At 73.1% G+C, this 17,984-nt stretch carries 18 protein-coding genes and 1 pseudogene; 16 read left to right on the top strand and 3 right to left on the bottom strand.

The window, feature by feature from the left end; translation table 11 throughout:
• Positions 1–99: 99 nt before the first annotated feature.
• The 4 genes from R9X44_RS25265 to R9X44_RS25250 all read left to right on the top strand — a co-directional run bounded on the left by R9X44_RS25265 (position 100) and on the right by R9X44_RS25250 (position 3,765).
• Positions 100–1,122: a DUF2877 domain-containing protein gene (locus R9X44_RS25265; RefSeq protein ID WP_319816757.1), complete on the top strand. Its 1,023-nt coding sequence runs from the start codon at positions 100–102 to the stop codon at positions 1,120–1,122.
• Positions 1,119–1,625 carry a hypothetical protein gene (locus R9X44_RS25260; RefSeq protein ID WP_319816756.1) on the top strand — a complete coding sequence of 169 codons (507 nt, stop codon included), beginning with the start codon at positions 1,119–1,121 and terminating at the stop codon, positions 1,623–1,625. Before R9X44_RS25265 ends, R9X44_RS25260 begins: the two co-directional genes overlap by 4 nt.
• Before the next feature lie 80 nt (positions 1,626–1,705).
• Positions 1,706–2,605, top strand: a complete 900-nt coding sequence (locus R9X44_RS25255; protein ID WP_319816755.1) for an aldose 1-epimerase family protein — start codon at positions 1,706–1,708, stop codon at positions 2,603–2,605.
• A complete protein-coding gene (locus tag R9X44_RS25250; RefSeq protein ID WP_319816754.1) occupies positions 2,602–3,765 on the top strand; it encodes a DUF6986 family protein in 1,164 nt (387 codons plus the stop codon). The genes R9X44_RS25255 and R9X44_RS25250 overlap by 4 nt, the downstream gene beginning before the upstream one ends.
• A 330-nt stretch (positions 3,766–4,095) precedes the next feature.
• Here R9X44_RS25250 and R9X44_RS25245 read toward each other — a convergent pair whose 3' ends face one another.
• Entirely contained in the window at positions 4,096–4,470 is a 375-nt protein-coding gene (locus R9X44_RS25245; RefSeq protein WP_319816753.1) for an FKBP-type peptidyl-prolyl cis-trans isomerase, read from the bottom strand.
• A gap of 108 nt (positions 4,471–4,578) precedes the next feature.
• Between R9X44_RS25245 and R9X44_RS25240 the strand changes: the two genes are divergently transcribed.
• Genes R9X44_RS25240 through R9X44_RS25230 form a run of 3 tightly spaced genes read left to right on the top strand, consistent with a single transcriptional unit; the run spans position 4,579 to position 8,126 of the window.
• Positions 4,579–5,208 (top strand): DsbA family oxidoreductase, encoded by a 630-nt coding sequence (locus R9X44_RS25240; RefSeq protein ID WP_319816752.1) that lies wholly within the window; start codon positions 4,579–4,581, stop codon positions 5,206–5,208.
• 47 nt (positions 5,209–5,255) lie between these two features.
• Complete coding sequence (locus R9X44_RS25235; protein WP_319816751.1) at positions 5,256–6,623, top strand: acyl-CoA synthetase; 1,368 nt, start codon at positions 5,256–5,258, stop codon at positions 6,621–6,623.
• 33 nt (positions 6,624–6,656) lie between these two features.
• Positions 6,657–8,126, top strand: a complete 1,470-nt coding sequence (locus R9X44_RS25230) for a carboxyl transferase domain-containing protein (protein WP_319816750.1) — start codon at positions 6,657–6,659, stop codon at positions 8,124–8,126.
• Between the two features lie 6 nt (positions 8,127–8,132).
• Here the strand turns inward: R9X44_RS25230 and R9X44_RS25225 are convergent, their stop codons facing one another.
• Positions 8,133–8,915: a carbon-nitrogen hydrolase family protein gene (locus tag R9X44_RS25225; RefSeq protein WP_319816749.1), complete on the bottom strand. Its 783-nt coding sequence runs from the start codon at positions 8,913–8,915 to the stop codon at positions 8,133–8,135.
• A gap of 47 nt (positions 8,916–8,962) precedes the next feature.
• Here R9X44_RS25225 and R9X44_RS25220 point away from each other — a divergent pair, with 47 nt between their 5' ends.
• The 7 genes and pseudogenes from R9X44_RS25220 to aroQ all read left to right on the top strand — a co-directional run bounded on the left by R9X44_RS25220 (position 8,963) and on the right by aroQ (position 14,859).
• On the top strand, positions 8,963–10,108 hold the full coding sequence (locus R9X44_RS25220; RefSeq protein ID WP_413774988.1) for a pyridoxal phosphate-dependent aminotransferase: 1,146 nt from the start codon (positions 8,963–8,965) through the stop codon (positions 10,106–10,108).
• A gap of 66 nt (positions 10,109–10,174) precedes the next feature.
• Positions 10,175–10,864, top strand: a complete 690-nt coding sequence (locus R9X44_RS25215; RefSeq protein WP_319816747.1) for an SseB family protein — start codon at positions 10,175–10,177, stop codon at positions 10,862–10,864.
• A gap of 133 nt (positions 10,865–10,997) precedes the next feature.
• Positions 10,998–11,444 (top strand): annotated as a pseudogene (locus R9X44_RS25210) (prepilin peptidase); the annotation flags it as partial.
• A gap of 223 nt (positions 11,445–11,667) precedes the next feature.
• Positions 11,668–12,849: a chorismate synthase gene (gene aroC / locus R9X44_RS25205; protein ID WP_319816746.1), complete on the top strand. Its 1,182-nt coding sequence runs from the start codon at positions 11,668–11,670 to the stop codon at positions 12,847–12,849.
• Positions 12,846–13,355 (top strand): shikimate kinase, encoded by a 510-nt coding sequence (locus R9X44_RS25200; protein WP_319816745.1) that lies wholly within the window; start codon positions 12,846–12,848, stop codon positions 13,353–13,355. Before aroC ends, R9X44_RS25200 begins: the two co-directional genes overlap by 4 nt.
• A complete protein-coding gene (gene aroB, locus R9X44_RS25195; protein ID WP_319816744.1) occupies positions 13,352–14,431 on the top strand; it encodes a 3-dehydroquinate synthase in 1,080 nt (359 codons plus the stop codon). The genes R9X44_RS25200 and aroB overlap by 4 nt, the downstream gene beginning before the upstream one ends.
• Entirely contained in the window at positions 14,428–14,859 is a 432-nt protein-coding gene (gene aroQ, locus R9X44_RS25190) for a type II 3-dehydroquinate dehydratase (protein ID WP_319816743.1), read from the top strand. The genes aroB and aroQ overlap by 4 nt, the downstream gene beginning before the upstream one ends.
• Positions 14,860–15,415: 556 nt before the next feature.
• Here aroQ and R9X44_RS25185 read toward each other — a convergent pair.
• On the bottom strand, positions 15,416–16,018 hold the full coding sequence (locus tag R9X44_RS25185; protein ID WP_319816742.1) for a TetR/AcrR family transcriptional regulator: 603 nt from the start codon (positions 16,016–16,018) through the stop codon (positions 15,416–15,418).
• 68 nt (positions 16,019–16,086) lie between these two features.
• Here R9X44_RS25185 and R9X44_RS25180 point away from each other — a divergent pair, with 68 nt between their 5' ends.
• Complete coding sequence (locus tag R9X44_RS25180) at positions 16,087–16,758, top strand: enoyl-CoA hydratase/isomerase family protein (RefSeq protein ID WP_319816741.1); 672 nt, start codon at positions 16,087–16,089, stop codon at positions 16,756–16,758.
• Between the two features lie 74 nt (positions 16,759–16,832).
• A complete protein-coding gene (locus R9X44_RS25175; RefSeq protein ID WP_319816740.1) occupies positions 16,833–17,882 on the top strand; it encodes an LLM class F420-dependent oxidoreductase in 1,050 nt (349 codons plus the stop codon).
• Positions 17,883–17,984 lie beyond the last annotated feature (102 nt).

The following is a 17,984-nucleotide window of genomic DNA, read 5'->3' as shown; positions in this document are numbered from 1 at the left end:
GAAGGATGACAAGTATCCTTGGCAACTTTCTCCATACGGCGATCCAGTGAACGAGCGTTAACGTCCGATGAACGCCGCCCCCTCCGGAGGAAGACACTCGTGACGGACCGCCCGGCCCCCCGGCTGCTCGTGACCGAACCGGCCGCCCGCACCGGCCAGGCCCCCGTCCCGGGGGCGCTCCCGACGAAGTCGGGGTCGCCCAAAGCGCCCCCGGGACGAATCGAGCAGGTCCCGGGGGCGCTCCCGAGACGGGCCGAGCAGGTTCCAGGAGCCGCGAGCCTCGCGCTGCGCGAGGTGCTTGAGCGGCCGCGCACCCCGGCGAGGGTCGTCGCGGTGTTCCCGTCGACGGTGTACCTGCTGCTGAAGTCCGACGGCGACCCGCGCGTCATCGTCCTCACCGGCTCGGACGAGGCGCGCCCTGCCAACTCGGTGATCGTGCCGTCGGTCTCGCGCAGCCAGCCCTTCACCGGCGTCCGGGAGGGCGACGAGGCATGGGCGGGGGACGGGCTGATCGAAGCCGGGGACTTCGCTGTGCGGGTCAAACGGTGGTGGGACCCCAGGCCCGTACTCGGGCCGCTGTCTTCGGCGCGGCTGCGGCACTCGGTCATGGCGCTGGAGAACGCACTCGACCCCTCCGCCTGCGGCCTTGCCGGGCATCCGGGGCCGGCGGCGCTCGCGGAGTACTGCGCGGCGGGGGATCTCGCGCGCGCCGTCCCGGCCGCCGAGCGGATCGTCGGGCTCGGGCCCGGCCTCACGCCCTCCGGCGACGACGTGCTCGCCGGGCTGATCCTGTCGCTGCGGCTGCTCGGCTCGGTCCTCGACGGGGGCGGCAGGGCGGTCTGGCTCTCGGGGTGGCTCGCCGCCGCCGTCACCGCCGACGCCGAGACCCGCACGACCCCGATGGGCGCGGCAGTGCTGCACTGCGCCGCCGCAGGACGGCCCGCCGCCGAGGCCGCCGCGTTGCTGCGGGGCCTCGCCGGACGCGAACAGCTGCTGCCCGCCGTGCGGCGGCTCGCCAAACCCGGCCGCGCCGGGGGCCGTGACCTCGCCTGGGGACTGCTCGCGGGGGCGCGGGCCACCCTGGCGCTGCGCGGTGAGACCGCGCGCCGGGCGACCGCGTGACCCCACCCCTGACGGTCGGGGGACCGGACGCCTACCGCACGGCGTTGGACGCGCTCCACGGGGGACATGACGTGCTGCTGCCCGGCGAGGAACTCTCGGTCGCGCAGGAGATCGCGCTCAAGGACGAGGCGGCCGTGCTCGGAAGGCTCGTCCTCGGTCCCTGTGCCTGCCAGGTGGCCATAGCGCCCGGACCGTACGGGGTCGTCGCGGTGTCCGCGGAGGCGACCGCCGAAGTCGTCGGGGTACTGGCCGATAGAGGCGGGCGCGTACTGCCCGTCGGAGCACGCGACCTGTCTTCGGCCGTGTGCGGACGGGCCACCCTTCAGGCGTTGGCTGCGTTCGACGCCGATCCCGTCATCGAAGCCGTCGTCTTGGCGGCTGAGCGGCCTGCCGGAGCCGTCGCGGTGCTTCTGCGGGAGGCCGCACGGCGGATAGGCAAGCCGGTGGTCTCCGCCGCGCCCGGCGACGCCAGAGCCGTCCTGTCCCGGCTCGACGCCTTCTAGGGCCCTCCCTCGCCTCCGGGTCAGGGAAATGTGGCAGCCGGAGGGATCTTGCATCCGCCGCGTTCCGCGAGAATGCAGGCATGACTCTTTCGGGGAACCAGTACGAGATCACCGCGGGCGGATACCGGGCGGTGATCACCGAACAGGGCGCGAGCCTGCGCGAGCTGACGCACGAGGGCGCGCCCCTCGTCCTCGACTTCCCCCCCGACGAGGTCGCCTCCGGCGCGGCGGGCCAGATCCTCGCGCCGTGGCCCAACCGCATCGCGCACGGCACCTATGTGTTCGAGGGCGTCGAGCAGCGCACCCCCATCACCGAGCCGGAACGCGACTGCGCGATCCACGGGCTCGTCAGGTGGCAGCCTTGGACGGCCTCCGAGCACGAGTCCTCCAGTGTCACCCTTACGCACCGGCTGCTCGGCCGTCCCGGGTATCCGTACCGGCTCGACCTGTCCGTCACGTACGCGCTGGACGCCAGGACCGGCCTTACCGTCCGGTTGGGCGCGGCCAATACCGGCTCGCGTAACGCGCCGTACGGGCAGAGCGCCCACCCGTACCTCACCGTCGGGCTGCCCCTTGACGAGTGCACCGTGACGTTCGGGGCGACGCACTACCAGCCCGTCAACGAGCGGCTTATCCCGTCGGGCGCTCCGGTGCCCGTCACGGGGACCCAGTACGACCTCAGCTCCGGCGGCGTCTTCGGCGCGCGCCGCATCGACACCGCCTACACCGGCCTCGAGTTCGCCGACGGACGCGCCTGGGTCGGCCTGTCCGGGGGCGGCCGCACCGTCGGGCTGTGGGCCGACGACGCCCACCCGTGGCTCCAGCTGTACACGGCCGACCACATGGGCGAACGCGCCCGCGGCGGCCTCGCCGCCGAGCCCATGACCTGCCCGCCGAACGCCTTCAACACCGGAGTCGACCTCATCACCCTCAAACCCGGTGACGCGTTCGCCAGTTCTTGGGGGATCATCTCCTTGTGAACCTGAGCGTCTCCAAGACCGACGATCTCGCCGAGCGGGCACGCGCGCTCGCCGCCGCAGGCCGTCCCGGTCCCGCCGAGGGCCGCCAACCCGTCCACACGGTCTTCGTCCCCGCCGACCGCTTCTCGCGCACCACCACGGCAGACTGGGGCGCGCAGGCGCTGCGGCTGCTGAACAAGCACACGCCGGGCGACGGCTCGTTCGGCGCGTCGTTCATGCTGGACCCGTCGCTGGCCGGGCAGATCCGCGCGCGCGTCGCCGCCAAGCTCGCCCGCGAGCCGATCGAGGACCTGCGCATCGACTTCGCGTCCTCCTACGGCGAGCGGACCGACGAGGAGGAGGACGGGCACGTCGAGCAGGTCGTCGAAGCCGTCGCGACGTCCTACAACGCGCAGCAGCTCCCGCACTTCTGGGGCGTGCGCGTCAAGTCGTTCTCCGGCGGAGGGCACGCGCGCGCGATGCGCACCCTCGACGGCTTCCTCACCTCCCTGCGCGACCGCCTCGGAAGGCTCCCGGGCGGCTTCACGATCACCCTGCCGGGGGTGACCGCGCCCGAGCAGGTCGCCGTCTTCACCGACTTCCTCGACCGCCTTGAGGCGGCCCTGGGGCTGCCCAACGCGACACTGCGCTTCGAGGTGCAGATCGACGCGCCCGAGGGGATCGCCGACCAGCGCGGCGGCCTCGGCGTCCGGCGCGTCCTTGTGTCGGGGCAGGGGCGGATCCAGACCGTCCACTTCGGCGGGCTCGACTACGCGGCGGCGCTCGGGCTGCCGGAGGAACAGATCCGGCTCGACCACCCCGTCTGCGACTTCGCCCGGCACGTCCTCCAGACGACGACGGCGGGCTGGGGCGTCCGGCTGTCGGACGGGCCGCCGCACCTCACGCCGCGCGACGACTCGGCCGACGAGGTCGTCGGGGCCTGGCAGGCGCACGCGACCGAGGTCAGGCACTCCCTCGCGCACGGCTTCTACCAGGGCTGGGACACCGACCCCGCGCACCTGCCCGCCCGCTACGCCGCCCTGTTCGACTTCCACCTGAGCGGCGTGGAGGCCGCGATCGGCAGGCTCAAGGCGGCCCCCGAACGCTCCCCGGCCCTCCTTGACCGCCTCCAACGCGGCGTAGCCTGCGGCGCCCTGGAAGCCGACGTCCTCCAGAGCTGACCCCGCGCCCCTACGCGGCGCTCGACGCGGGCCGCGTCCGAGGCCGTCGGGCGTGCGAAGGGGGAAGCGCGTTCGGGCCGCGTGCTCTGACGCCGGGCCGTGCGCGCGCGTCCGAGGTGGTCGGGTGCGTGAAGGGGGACGCGTGTACGGGCCGCGTGCTCTGACGCCGCGCCTTGCGCGCGCGTCCGAGGTCGTCCGGCGTGCGAAGAGGGACGCGCGTTCGGGTGGCGTGCTCTACGCCGGGCCGTGCGCGCGCGGTCGCGGTCGTCGGGTGTGCGTAAGGGGACCCGCGGTGGGCGGGTCCCCTTACGTGTTGCCGTACGGCTCCGGTCAGCTCACGCCGAGGAGGTCGACGACGAAGATCAGGGTCTCGTTCGGGCCGATCGCGCCGCCCGCGCCGCGCGCGCCGTAGCCGAGGTGCGGCGGGATGACGAGCCTGCGGCGGCCGCCGACCTTCATCCCGGCGACGCCCATGTCCCAGCCCTTGATGACGCGGCCCGCGCCGAGCGGGAACACGAACTCGTCGCCCCGGTTCCAGGACGCGTCGAACTCTTCGCCGGTGGAGAACGCCACGCCGACGTAGTGGACGTGGACCTGGTGGCCGCGCTTGGCCTCCTCGCCGTCGCCGACCGTGATGTCGGTGATCTCCAGGTTGGCGGGCGGAGCGCCCTCGGGGAAGTCGATCTCGGGCTTGGTCAGCGCCATCGCTGTGCTCCCTGCGGGTCGGTGGGGGGTCTGGATGAATCTTGGACCGAACGAGGCTACCGGTCATGGCGCGGGAATGTTCGCGGTGGGCGCGGTGTTGGCGTCGGGGTGAAAATCGAGATCTATTCCGACGTGGTGTGCCCCTGGTGCTATCTCGGACAGGCCCGCTTCCGCAAGGCCGTCGAGGAGTTCCCCGGTGAGGTGGAGGTCGTGTGGCGGCCGTTCCAGCTCGACCCCTCCGCGCCCGAGGACAAGGGCGCGGGACTGGCCGACGAGGTGCTCGCGCACAAGTTCGGCGGAGCCGACAAGGTCAAGGCCGCGCACTCGAGGCTGCGCGCCCTCACCGCCGAAGAGGGCCTGCCGTACGAGCCGGAGAAGTCCCACCACATCAACAGCCGTGCCGCCCACCGCGTCATCTGGCTCGCGGGTGAGCTCGGCGTGCAGGACGCCGTCGTCGCGCGGCTGTTCCGCGCCCACCACGCCGAGGGCCGCGACCTGAACGACCCCGAGACGCTCGCCGAACTCGCCGCCGAGTCGGGCGTGCCCGCCGAACGCACCCTCGCCCTGCTCGCCTCCGACGAGGGCGTCGCCGAAGTCGACGCGCAGATAGACGGGGCACGTGAACTCGGCGTCAGCGGAGTGCCGTTCTTCCTCTTCGAAGGCAAGTGGGCGGTCTCCGGCGGCCAGCCCACCGAGGTCTTCACCAAGGCCCTCCAGGAGGTCGCAAGCCGCCTGTAACCGGGGCGCGTATCGCCCGGGGAAGCCGACGCGCGAGGATGTGCGGCATGGGACTGCTGGGGCGGGAACGTGACGGGGTGCTGCGCGTCGGCGCGGCGGAGGTGACGCGCGAGGAGCTGGCCGGGCGGGCCGGGGCCGTCGCGGGGCGGATCGCCGGGGCGCGGGCCGTCGCGGTGAACGCGACGCCGACGGTGGAGACCGTCGCCGCCGTCGTCGGCGGGCTCGTCGCGGGGGTGCCGGTCGTGCCGGTACCGCCCGACTCCGGGCCCGCCGAGCGCGGCCACATCCTCGCCGACTCCGGCGCGGAACTCCTCGTCGGCGACCCCGCCGACGGGGAGGTCTTCGGCCTCCCGACGGTGCCTTCGACGGGCACTGCGGCCGGCTCCTTCCCCGAGCCGTCAGACGACGAGACGGGCCTGATCCTCTACACCTCGGGCACGACCGGCGCGCCGAAGGGCGTCATGGTCTCCCGTGGCGCGATCGCCGCCGACCTCGACGCCCTCGCCGAGGCGTGGGCCTGGACCCCTGAAGACGTCCTCGTCCATGGGCTTCCGCTGTTCCACGTGCACGGGCTCGTCCTGGGCGTCCTCGGGGCGCTGCGCGTCGGGTCGGGGCTCGTCCACACCGGACGCCCTACGCCCGAGGCATACGCGGCGGCCGGGGGGAGCCTGTACTTCGGGGTGCCCACGGTGTGGTCGCGGGTCGTGGAGTCCGGCGCGGCCGAGGCGCTGCGCGGCGCGCGGCTGCTGGTGTCGGGCAGCGCGGCGCTTCCCGCGCCGGTCTTCGACGCGCTCGCCGCGCGCAGCGGGCACCGGGCCGTCGAGCGGTACGGCATGACCGAGACGCTGATCACCGTCAGCGCCCGGCACGACGGCGAACGGCGTCCCGGACAAGTCGGACTGCCCCTGCGCGGCGTCCAGACCCGCCTGGTGGGCGAGCACGGCGAGGCCGTGCCCCATGACGGCGCGACGCCCGGCGAGCTCCTCGTCCGCACGCCCACGGTCTTCCAGGGGTATCTCAACCGGCCGGAGGCGACCGCCGAGGCACTTTCCGACGGCTGGTTCCGCACCGGCGACATCGCGGCGATCGGGCCCGACGGATGGCACAGGATCGTCGGGCGGGCGTCCACCGACCTCATCAAGAGCGGCGGCTACCGGATCGGCGCGGGCGAGATCGAGGCGGCGCTGCTTGCCCACCCGGCCGTGCGGGAGGCCGCCGTCGTCGGGACGCCCCACCCCGACCTGGGCGAGCAGGTCACCGCGTACGTGATCGCCGACGGCGTCACCGGGCCCGCGCTCATCGACTTCGTCGCCGGGCACCTTTCCGCGCACAAACGCCCCAGAACCGTCCACTTCGTCGACTCGCTGCCGCGCAACGCGCTGGGCAAGGTCCAGAAGAAGCTCCTCACCGCCTGAGGCGGCGGGGCGGAAGTTTGGTGTAATCGGGGCGTGGCTGACCATCGGAGAACGGCCCGGGAACTCATCGGGCTCACGCTCGACGCGGGCACCTGGACGCCGTGGGACCCCCCGCGCGTCCCGGACCGCACGCCCGCCCCCGCCGGATACGCGGCGGAGCTCGCGGCGGCCCGCGCGCGGTCGGGCGGCGACGAGGCGGTCGTCACCGGAGAGGGCAGCGTCTCCGGACACCGTGTCGCGCTGATCGTCAGCGAGTTCGCGTTCCTCGCCGGGTCGATCGGCGTCGCCACCGCCGACCGGATCGTCGCCGCAGTAGAACGCGCCACCCGCGAGGGCCTGCCTCTGCTCGCCGCACCCGCCTCCGGCGGCACCCGTATGCAGGAGGGCACCTACGCGTTCGTGCAGATGGCCCGCATTACGGCCGCCGTCATGGCGCACAAGGCGGCCCACCTGCCCTACTTCGTCTACCTCCGCCACCCCACGACGGGCGGCGTCCTGGCGTCCTGGGGCTCCCTCGGGCACGTCACCGCAGCCGAACCCGGGGCCTTGATCGGCTTCCTCGGCCCCCGCGTATACGAGGCCCTGCACGGCGCGCCCTTCCCCCCGGACGTCCAGACCGCCGAGAACCTGGCGTCCCGTGGCCTGATCGACGCGGTGATCCCCGCCAAGGGCCTGCGGCCGACCCTCAGCCGCATCCTCAGGACCCTGACCCCCGCCGACCCCTCCCGGGCGGCCCCGGACCTCCTCGGCGTCGGCTCGGGGGCCCCTGAGCCGGGGGAGCGGCGGGCCTGGGACGCGGTGCTCGCGACGCGGGAGCCGGACCGGCCGGGCGTGCGCGACCTGCTGTGGGAGGCGTCCGACGTGACGCCGCTGTCGGGGACGAGCGCGGGCGAGAACGATCCGGGCCTGCGCCTTGCCCTCGCCAGGTTCGGCGGCGTCGGCTGCGTGGTCGTCGGCCAGGACAGGCTGAGCCAGCGGACCGGCCACCCGCTCGGCCCGGCCGGGCTGCGGGTCGCGCGGCGCGGCATGCGCCTCGCCGCAGAACTCCGCCTCCCGCTGCTGACCGTGGTCGACACCCCCGGCGCGGTGCTCTCGGCCGACGCGGAGAACGGCGGCCTCGCCGGGGAGATAGCGCGCTGTCTGGCCGACCTGATCACCCTCGACGCCCCGACCGTCTGCCTTCTGCTCGGTGAGGGGACCGGAGGCGCGGCGCTCGCCCTGCTGCCCGCCGACCGCGTCCTCGTCGCCGAGAACGCCTGGCTGAGCCCGCTTCCGCCCGAGGGCGCGTCGGTGATCGTGCACCGCACGCCCGACCGTGCCCCCGAGCTCGCCCAGTCCCAGCGCATCACCGCGCCCGACCTGCTGGCCCAGGGGATCGCCGACGCGATCGTGCCCGAGACGCCCGCGACGCTGGTCCCGCTCGTCGCCCAGGCCCTGCGCGCCGCCTCGGCCCTTGCGCCTTCGGTCCGGATCAGCGGCCGCAGCGGCCGCTTCACCCCCTAGCGCGCGTCACAGGCGGCGGTGGGTGAGGGAAGGGAGGACCGAGCGGACCCGCGCGGTCAGGGAGAGGTCCACGGGGACCGTGCGTACTGCGGGGAAAGGCCCGAGGTCGGCTGTGATGGTGCCCATCGGGTCGACCGCGAGGGAGCGGCCCACGCCGGTGCGCGCGCCGCGCGGCGGGTCGGTGAGGTCGGGGGCGCGGTCGACGGCGAGGGTCCACAGCGTGTTCTCGATCGCGCGGGCGCGGACCAGGGTCGTCCAGTGCTCCTCCTTGAAGGGGCCCTGCGCCCAGGCGGCGGTCACCACGAGCAGCTCGGCTCCCCGGTCGACAAGCGCGCGCGCTAGTTCGGGGAAGCGGATGTCGTAACAGGTGATCAGCCCTATGCGCGCTCCGGCGAGCTCCACCACGACGGGTTCGTCTCCGGCCGCCACCGTGGCGGACTCCTTGTAGGCGAAGGCGTCGAAGAGGTGGATCTTGCGGTACGTCCCGGCGATGGCGCCCGCGGCGTCGATCGCTACGACGGTGTTGTGGACGCGTCCGTCGTCCGACGGCTCGAAGGTGCCCGCGATCACCGCGACGCCACGGGCGGCCGCCTCGGCGCGCAGCGCGGTGACGAAGGGCCCGTCGAGGGGCTCGGCGAAAGGCTTCAGGCTGTTGCCGAACCGGATGAGGGTCGCCTCGGGGAAGATCGCGAGGTCGGCCCCGGCTGCCTCGTCCAGGGCGGTGCGGACGGCCGCCAGGTTGGCGGCCGGGTCGTCGGTCACGTCGATCTGGCAGAGTGCGGCGCGCATGGGCGCCAGTCTAGGGTGGCGCCGTGAGCGAACCACTGGTCGGGCGGATGCGGGGCTTCGGCACGACGATCTTCGCCGAGATGTCGGCGCTCGCGGCGGCCACCGGCGCGATCAACCTCGGCCAGGGCTTCCCGGACGAGGACGGCCCCCGAGGCGTGCTGCGCAAGGCCGTCGAGGCGATCGAGGGCGGCCGCAACCAGTACCCGCCGGGCCCCGGCCTGCCCGTGCTGCGCGAGGCCGTCGCGGCGCAGCGGCTGGCCCGCTACGGGCAGTCCTACGACCCCGAGACCGAGATCCTGGTGACGGTCGGGGCCACCGAGGCCATAGCGGCGGCCGTACTCGCGCTCGCGGGCCCCGGCGACGAGGTGATCGCCTTCGAGCCCTTCTATGACTCCTACGCCGCTTCCGTGGCGTTGTCGGGGGCGGCCTTGCGCCCGGTCACCCTCCGTCCCGAGGGCGGCCGCTTCACCTTCGACCCCGACGAGCTGCGCAAGGCCGTCACCCCGCGCACCCGCGCCGTCCTGGTCAATTCGCCGCACAACCCTTGCGGCACCGTCTTCACCAGGGAAGAGCTGTCCGCGATAGCCGACCTCTGCGTGGAGCACGACCTTCTGGCGATCACCGACGAGGTGTACGAGTACCTGGTCTTCGACGACGCACGGCACCTGCCCCTCGCGTCGTTCCCCGGCATGCGGGAGCGGACCGTCACGATCTCCTCGGCCGGCAAGACGTTCTCGGTCACCGGCTGGAAGACCGGCTGGGTGTGCGCGCCCGCGCCGCTGGTCGCGGCGGTCCGCACCGTCAAGCAGTTCCTCACCTACGTGGGCGCGGGACCGTGGCAGGAGGCCGTCGCCTACGGCCTCGCCCACGAGACGGCTTGGGTCGAGGAGCTGCGCCTCGCCCTCCAGGCCAAGCGCGACAGGCTCATGGAAGGGCTGGAATCCGCCGGCTTTCAGGTCTTCCGTCCCGAAGGCACGTATTTCGTGCAGGCGGATCTGCGTCCCCTCGGCCACGAGGACGGGCTCGCGTTCGCCCGCGCGCTGCCCGAGCGCACAGGGGTCGTCTGCGTCCCCACCCAGGTCTTCTACGCCGACCCCGCCCGGGGCAGGCACTACGTGCGGTTCGCCTTCTGCAAGCGGGCCGAGGTGATCGACGCGGCAGTAGCGCGGCTGAAGGGCGGCGGGCCCGTCTGAGCGCGGAGCCTTCGAGTGACGGAAACGGCACCCTGGGTGAGCGTCGATGGCTATACCCTTCCACGCGTGTCCGGACCGAATCTCATCAAGCCGCAGTTCCCCGACGACGACGGGAGCGCCGACCCCCGCCTCCAGGCCGCGCTGACGGCCTACGCGGGCGGACGCGCCGCGGAGTACACCGTGCTCGAGGCGCTCGCCGCCTCCCGGCTGCTCATCCCGATCGTCGCGCTTGCCACGTCCGAGGAGGAGGTGGACGGCCTGCGCAGGGAGAAGGAGAGCGAGATCGCCCTGCCGATGCTCACCGGCCAGGACGGCAGACGCGGCGTGCTCGGGTTCACCTCGCTGAAGACGCTCCAGCTGTGGCGCGCCGACGCCCGTCCGGTGCCCGCGCACGCGCGCGACGCCTGCCGCACCGCCCTCGACGAGGGGGCCGACGCGCTCGTCGTGGACGTCGCGGGGCCCGTCCCGTTCGCGGTCGACGGCGTCCGGCTGCACCTGCTCGCCGAGGGCGCGCCGGTCCCGCCCCCGCACCGCGACCCCGACGTGCTCGCCGCGATCGAGGCGGCGTTCCGTCCCGAGACCGGCGTCACCGGGGTCAGGGTCGGCCCGGGCAACGACACCGAGCTGTCGGTGCGCTTCCACGTCGACCCCGGCGTCGACGAGGAGGCCGCGGTCCGCCGCGTCGGCGACCGCCTCGCCGACGTGCTGCGCGGCAGGATCGTCGGCGGCGTCGAACTGGGCGTCGCCCGCCGCTGACGCCCCGCCGACCCGCCGATTCCGGGCGTTCTGTAGACGTCTGTGGCGGTCTGTACCCGCGGGAAAGTCGCGGAAAAAAGTTATCCACAACCGGCTCGGCGCGGTGTCGGCGGTTCGGGTTAGTGTGCGGCGCATGAGCGAGACGGTGTCGTGGAGCGAGCCCGTCCGCGCCCGCCCTGCGGCGGTCGCGGCGGTGGCCGCGTGCGTGCTCGCGCTGCTGGTCTGGCGGATCGGGGCGCGGCCGGAACTCGCCGCGTTCGCGCTGCTCGGCGTGGTCGGCACGGTCCTTGCCTTCGTGGACGCGGCCACCAAGACGCTGCCCGAGCCGCTGACGCTGCCGCTGCCCGTCGCGCTCGCGGCACTGCTGTGGATCGCCTCCCCGCAGGAGGGGCGGAGCCTCACCGGGGCGCTGCTCGGCGCGGTCGGCCTGTTCGCCTTCTACGGCCTGCTGTGGTGGTTCTCGCCCGATCGCGGCATCGGTTTCGGCGACGTCGTCCTGTCGGTCTCCCTCGGCCTCGTGCTCGGCTGGCTCGGCGTCTCCGCGCTCGTCACCGGGGTTCTGGCGATCCATCTGTCGGGGGCGGTCTGGGCGCTCGGGCTGCTCGCGCTCCGCCGCGCCACGCGCGGGTCCGAGCTGCCTTACGGGCCGTTCCTGCTGGCCGGGACCCTCGCCGCGGTGCTGCTGCACGCCTTACCCCGGGCGTCGCAGGCCGGTTGTCGGGGGCGGGGCGTGCCGGACCCGTCGCATCTCAGCAGGTGGACGGCGGTCGGGCCGGTCGCCGGAAGGTGGAAGAATTACCGTCATGTTGCGCTGGTTGACCGCTGGGGAGTCCCACGGGCCCGCTCTCGTCGCGATAGTCGAGGGAATGCCCGCCGGAGTGCGGGTGACGTCCGCGGACGTCGCCGAGGGCCTGCGCCGCCGCAGGCTCGGACACGGCCGGGGCGCCCGGATGAAGTTCGAGCAGGACAAGGTGACGATCGTCGGCGGCGTCCGCCACGGGTCGACGCTCGGCGGGCCGATCGCGATCGAGGTCGGCAACACCGAGTGGCCCAAGTGGGAGACCGTCATGGCGGCCGACCCGGTGGACCCCGACGTGCTCGCCGCCCAGGCGCGCAACGCCCCGCTGTCGCGGCCACGGCCGGGCCACGCGGATCTTTCCGGCATCCAGAAGTACGCCTTCGATGACGCCAGGCCCGTCCTGGAGCGCGCCAGCGCCCGGGAGACCGCCGCGCGCGTCGCGCTCGGCGAGGTCGCCCGCGCGTTCCTGCGCCAGACGCTCGGCGTCGAGGTGCTGAGCCATGTGGTCGCGCTCGGCGAGATCGCGGTCCCGGCCGACGCGCCGCTGCCGACCCCGCAGGACCTCGAGGCCATCGACGCCACCCCCGCGCGCTGCTTCCACGCCGAGACCGACGCGGCGATGGTCGCGCACGTGGACGAGCTGAAGAAGGCCGGCGACACCGTCGGCGGCGTCGTTGAGGTGCTCGCCTACAACCTGCCGCCGGGCCTGGGCAGCTACGTGCACTGGGACCGCCGCCTCGACGCGCGCCTCGCCGGAATCCTCATGGGCATCCAGGCGATCAAGGGCGTCGAGGTCGGCGACGGCTTCGAGACCGCGCGCCGCCCCGGCACCCGCGCCCACGACGAGATCGAGAACACCCCCGAGGGGGTGCGCCGCCGCACCAACCGGGCGGGCGGCATCGAGGGCGGCATGACCAACGGCGAGGTGCTGCGCGTGCGCGCCGCGATGAAGCCGATCTCGACGGTCCCGCGCCAGCTCGACACCGTCGACGTCCTCACCGGCGAGCCCGCCAAGGCCATCAACCAGCGCAGCGACGTCACCGCGGTGCCCGCCGCGGGCGTCGTCGCCGAGGCGATGGTCGCGCTGTGCCTGGCGGACGCGGTGCTGGAGAAGTTCGGCGGCGACCACGTCGAGGAGACCGCGCGCAACGCCCGCGCCTACCTCCAGTCGCTGGTGGTCAAATGAGCCCCCGCGCGGTCCTCATCGGCCCGCCAGGGAGCGGTAAGACCACGGTCGGCGTGGCGCTCGCCGCGGCGCTCGGCGTGGACTTCCGCGACACCGACGCCGACATCGTGCTGCTGGCGGGCAAGCCCGTCAGCGACATCTTCGTGGACGACGGCGAGGCGCGCTTCCGCGAGCTCGAGCGCGAGGCGGTGCGCACCGCGCTCGCCGAGCACGAGGGGGTCCTGGCGCTCGGCGGCGGCGCGATCCTCGCGCCGGAGACCCAGGAGCTGCTCGCCGGGCACCGGGTGGTCTACCTCGAGGTCTCCCTTGAGGAGGCCGTCAAGCGCGTCGGGCTCACCGCCGCGCGGCCGCTGCTGGTGTTCAACCCGCGCTCGCAGCTGCGCAAGCTCATGTCGGAACGGCTGCCGATCTACCAGCGGCTCGCCGAGATCACCGCGGTCACCACCGGCCGCGCCGAGGACGAGGTCGTCGCGGAGCTCGCGGCGGCACTGGAGACCGCGCGATGAGCGACGCGAGCAGGATCACGGTCGGCGGCGAGCAGCCCTATGAGGTCGTGATCGGCACCGGGGTGCTTGACGAGCTGCCCGCGCTGGTCGGCGAGAAGGCGAGGACCGTCGCGGTCCTGCACTCCGCGGACCTGCCCGAGCTGGCACGTCCCGTCGTGGAGGCGCTGCGCGGCGCGGGGTACGCGGTGCACGCGCTGCCGGTGCCCGACGGAGAGGCGGCCAAGAACGTCGAGGTGCTCGCCGGGCTGTGGTCGGAGTTCGCGCGGATCGGCGTCACCCGCTCCGACGCCGTCGTGGGCGTCGGCGGCGGCGCGGCCACCGACCTCGCGGGGTTCGCCGCGGCGTCCTGGCTGCGCGGGGTGCGCTGCGTGCTGGTGCCGACGACCCTGCTCGCGATGGTCGACGCCGCAGTCGGCGGCAAGACCGGCATCAACATCGCCGAGGGCAAGAACCTCGTCGGCGCGTTCGCGCCGCCCGCCGGGGTGCTGTGCGAACTCGGCACGCTGGCCACCGTGCCGCACGAGGACTACATCTCCGGCCTCGCCGAGACCATCAAGGCGGGGTTCATCCGCGACCCGCGCATCCTCGAGCTGATCGAGGAGGATCCGGCAGGGGCCGCGTCCCCGGCCGGGCCGCACACCCTCGAACTCGTCGAGCGGGCGGTGCAGGTGAAGGCCGACGTCGTCGGGGCCGACCTCAAGGAATCGGGCCTGCGGGAGATCCTGAACTACGGCCACACGCTCGCGCACGCGATCGAGAAGGTCGAGCACTACGCCTTCCGGCACGGCCATGCCGTCGCGATCGGCTGCGTGTACGCCGCCGAGCTGGGGCGGCTCGCCGGACGGATCGACGGCGACCTCGTCGCCAGGCACCGCGAGGTGTTCTCCTCGGTCGGCCTGCCGACGACCTACCGGGCCGACGCCTGGCCCGCGCTGCGCGAGGTGATGAACGTGGACAAGAAGACGAGGGGCGCGACGCTGCGCTTCGTCGTCCTCGACTCCCTCGGCGAGTGCGGCCGCCTGGTCGGCCCGTCGGAGGAGCTGCTGCAGGCCGCCTACCTGGAGGTGGCGCGATGACCGAGGTCCTCGTCCTGAACGGCCCGAACCTGCGGCGGCTGGGCACTCGCGAGCCGGAGATCTACGGCGCGGACACCTTCGACGACCTCGTCGACCTGTGCCGCCGCACCGGCGCGGAGCTCGGCCTGAAGGTCGAGGTGCGGCAGACCGACGACGAGGCCGAGCTGGTCGGCTGGGTCCACGACGCCGCCGACTCCCGCACCCCGATCGTCCTCAACCCGGCGGCCTTCACCCACTACTCCTACGCGCTGCACGACGCCCTCGCCCAGCGCACGGCCCCGCTCATCGAGGTCCACATCTCCAACCCGCACACCCGCGAGGAGTTCCGTCACACCTCGGTCGTCTCCTCCGTCGCCAACGGCGTCATCGCCGGCTTCGGCCTCACCTCCTACACCCTCGCCCTCCAAGCCCTAAAAACCCTCCTCTAACCCAGCAGCCTCCACGGCCAAGACGAGACCCACCAAGACAACGGCACCAACCGCCCCGACGGCCGAACCCCCCGCCCCCGAGGCAGCCCCGGCGGCCCGACGGCCCCCGCCGAGACCGCCTCGCGGCCGGACGCCCCCTGTCCCGTGAGCACACCTCCGGGCACGCGCCCTCGCCCTTCCCACCGAACATCGGCTCGCGAACACGCAGCCCCGCCAGACGCCGCCGTCGCGCGTCCGCGTGCGGCCGGGCCGCGTCGGCGCTCCGGCTGAGGGGCGTCGGCGGGCGCGTGACGCCGTGACGCGTCGTGTACTCGGCCTGGCACGGGTCAGCGGGACGCGTCGTCGCTCCGCGTCGCTCCGGCTGAGGGGCGTCGGCGGGCACGTGAGCTGTGACGCCGTGACGTGTGCTCGGTCTGGCACGGGTCGGCGGTCCGCGTCGCTCTGCCTGAGGGGCGTCGGCGGGTGCGTGACGCGGGGGCGCGTCGTGTGCTCGGTCTGGTGCGGGTCAGTGGGGCGCGTCGGGCGGTCCGGCTGAGGGTGTTTGGGTGGGGTGGGGTTAGGTTTCGGCGGCTTCGGTGGGGGGTGGGGGGGTTGTGGCGTTGTCGAGGGCGGTGCGGACTAGGGCTTCGAGTTCGGTGGCTACGTCGTCGAGGGCGTCGGTGGTTTTGGCGGCGCGGCAGAGGATGGTGGCGCCCTCGACGGCGGAGACGATGAGGGTGGCGAGGGTGGCGGCGCGGGCGGGCGGGCAGCCGCCGGAGACGAGGCCCGTCGCGAGGGTCTCGCGCCAGCGGCGGAAGGCCGCGGCGGCCGCCTCAGCGAGCTGCGGGGCCTCCTCGTGCGACTCGATCGTGACCGCGGTGATCGGGCAGCCCGCCTGGAAGCCGCTGCGCAGCAGCACCTGACGCCACCACCCGATGAACGCGCGCATCGCGGCGCGCGGATCCTCGCTGATCGCCGACTCGGTGCCCGCGGCGATGAAGTCGCCCGCGTAGCGCATCGCCTCGACGGCGAGTTCCACCTTCCCGCCGGGGAAGTGGTGGTAGATCGAACCTCGCGGCGCGCCGCTGTGCGCGATCACGTCACGGAAACCGGTCCCGCTGTAGCCGCGTTCCCGGAACAGGTACGCGGCACTGCGGACCATGCGCTGCTTGGCACTCATTGTCGCATTATGTCAGTATCCCTATGACAGTCATCATAATCCGCGAGAGCAGTCCTTCCGGAGGACACATGATCAAGATCGAGGACGCCGGGTCCGGGGTCAGCGTTCTGCGCATGACCCAGGGGGAGAACCGGTTCAGCCCGGACTTCCTGGACGCCTTCGCCGCGGCGATCGACGAGGTCGAGGGCACCGCCCGCGCCGTCGTGACCACGGGCGAGGGCAAGTTCTACTCCAACGGCCTCGACCTGGACTGGCTGTCGGGCAACGGAGAGAAGTTCGACTGGTACCTCGGCCGCGTCCACGCCCTGTACGGGCGGCTGCTCGGCCTGAACCTGCCGACGGTCGCCGCGGTCAACGGGCACGCGTTCGCGGGCGGCGGGATGCTCGCGCTCGCGCACGACTTCAGCGTCATGCGCGCCGACCGGGGCTGGTTCTGCCTGCCGGAGATCGACCTGGAGATCCCGTTCTCGCCGGCGATGGTGGCGCTGATCCAGGCCAAGCTGCCCAAGGAGACGGTGCACGAGGCCGCGCTGACCGGCCGCCGCTACACCGGCCCTGAGTCGGTGGAGGCGGGGATCGCCCACCACGCCGTCGCCGAGGACGAGGTGCTCGGCAAGGCCGTCGAGATCGCGACGGGGCTCGCCGGCAAGAGCGGCAAGACCTTCGGCGCGATCCGCCGCACGATCTACCGGCCCGCGCTGACCGCCCTGACGGGCGCGGCCGAGTCGGCCGGGGCCTGACCCACCACCGACTATGACAACTGGCATACTGAACCCTGTTCGGTAAGCCGGTACTTTCTTCGAGGAGACAGCAAATGCGCATCGGCATGCCCCTGGGCTACGCGGGCGGCTTCAAGGAAGCCGTCACGGAACTCATCGACTTCGAGAAGGCCGGACTCGACATCGTCTACGTCCCCGAGGCGTACAGCTTCGACGCCGTCAGCCAGCTCGGCTACATCGCGGCGAAGACCGAGCGGCTCCAGATCGCGTCGGGCATCCTCAACATCTACTCGCGCACGCCCGCCCTGATGGCGATGACGGCGGCGGGCGTCGACTACGTCTCCGACGGCCGCTTCACGCTCGGCCTCGGCGCGTCCGGCCCGCAGGTGATCGAGGGCTTCCACGGCCTGCCCTACCACGCGCCGCTCGGCCGCACCCGCGAGGTCATCGAGATCTGCCGCCAGGTGTGGAAGCGCGAAGCGCCGCTGTCGTACGAGGGCAAGTACTACACGCTGCCGCTGCCCGCCGAGCAGGGCACCGGCCTCGGCAAGGCGCTGAAGATCATCAACCACCCGGTGCGGCCGTCGATCCCGGTCGAGATCGCCGCGATCGGCGAGAAGAACGTGGAGCTCGCCGCCGAGATCGCCGACGGCTGGCAGCCGATCTTCTTCCTGCCGGAGAAGGCGAACGACGTGTGGGGCGACTCCCTGGCCAGGGGCAAGGCCAAGCGCGACGCCTCGCTCGGCGACCTCGGCGTCGCCGTCGCGACGTCCCTGGCGATCGGCGACGACGTCGAGGGCTTCCTCGACTTCGGCCGTCCGATGCTCGCGCTGTACATCGGCGGCATGGGCGCGAAGGGCAAGAACTTCTACAACTCCCTGTGCCGCCGCTACGGCTGGGAGAAGGAGGCCGAGGAGATCCAGGAGCTCTACCTGTCCGGCAAGAAGGCCGAGGCGGCAGAGAAGGTCCCCGCCGAGCTCCTCAAGAACATGTCGCTCATCGGCCCCGAGTCCTGGGTCAAGGAGCGCATCGCCGCCTTCAAGGAGGCGGGCGTCACCACCCTCAACATCACCCCGGTCGCCGCCGACCACAAGGGCAAGCTCGCCCTCATCGAACGCATCAAGACCCTCACCGAAGAGGTCTAAAGCGCTAAGAACAACGGGCCCTCGCCCGGCCACAGCCACGGCCACGGCCTCCGGGCGGAGTTCCCCAGAGTGATCGGGCTCCCCGGTGCTGCCCCGTAGGCC

This window comes from Actinocorallia sp. A-T 12471, from assembly GCF_033875155.1.
Taxonomy (GTDB): domain Bacteria; phylum Actinomycetota; class Actinomycetes; order Streptosporangiales; family Streptosporangiaceae; genus Actinocorallia.
The sequence above is the reverse complement of the archived record's forward strand: the minus strand, read 5'-3'. Positions and strand labels throughout refer to the sequence as shown.

Excerpts from the sequence above, each read along its gene's own strand:
- R9X44_RS25255 (WP_319816755.1), top strand. The coding sequence starts at position 1,706 with ATGACTCTTTCGGGGAACCAGTACGAGATCACCGCGGGCGGATACCGG.
- R9X44_RS25245 (WP_319816753.1), bottom strand. The coding sequence starts at position 4,470 with ATGGCGCTGACCAAGCCCGAGATCGACTTCCCCGAGGGCGCTCCGCCC.
- R9X44_RS25235 (WP_319816751.1), top strand. The coding sequence starts at position 5,256 with ATGGGACTGCTGGGGCGGGAACGTGACGGGGTGCTGCGCGTCGGCGCG.
- R9X44_RS25225 (WP_319816749.1), bottom strand. The coding sequence starts at position 8,915 with ATGCGCGCCGCACTCTGCCAGATCGACGTGACCGACGACCCGGCCGCC.
- R9X44_RS25220 (WP_413774988.1), top strand. The coding sequence starts at position 8,963 with ATGCGGGGCTTCGGCACGACGATCTTCGCCGAGATGTCGGCGCTCGCG.
- aroC (WP_319816746.1), top strand. The coding sequence starts at position 11,668 with ATGTTGCGCTGGTTGACCGCTGGGGAGTCCCACGGGCCCGCTCTCGTC.
- R9X44_RS25200 (WP_319816745.1), top strand. The coding sequence starts at position 12,846 with ATGAGCCCCCGCGCGGTCCTCATCGGCCCGCCAGGGAGCGGTAAGACC.
- aroB (WP_319816744.1), top strand. The coding sequence starts at position 13,352 with ATGAGCGACGCGAGCAGGATCACGGTCGGCGGCGAGCAGCCCTATGAG.
- aroQ (WP_319816743.1), top strand. The coding sequence starts at position 14,428 with ATGACCGAGGTCCTCGTCCTGAACGGCCCGAACCTGCGGCGGCTGGGC.
- R9X44_RS25185 (WP_319816742.1), bottom strand. The coding sequence starts at position 16,018 with ATGAGTGCCAAGCAGCGCATGGTCCGCAGTGCCGCGTACCTGTTCCGG.
- R9X44_RS25180 (WP_319816741.1), top strand. The coding sequence starts at position 16,087 with ATGATCAAGATCGAGGACGCCGGGTCCGGGGTCAGCGTTCTGCGCATG.
- R9X44_RS25175 (WP_319816740.1), top strand. The coding sequence starts at position 16,833 with ATGCGCATCGGCATGCCCCTGGGCTACGCGGGCGGCTTCAAGGAAGCC.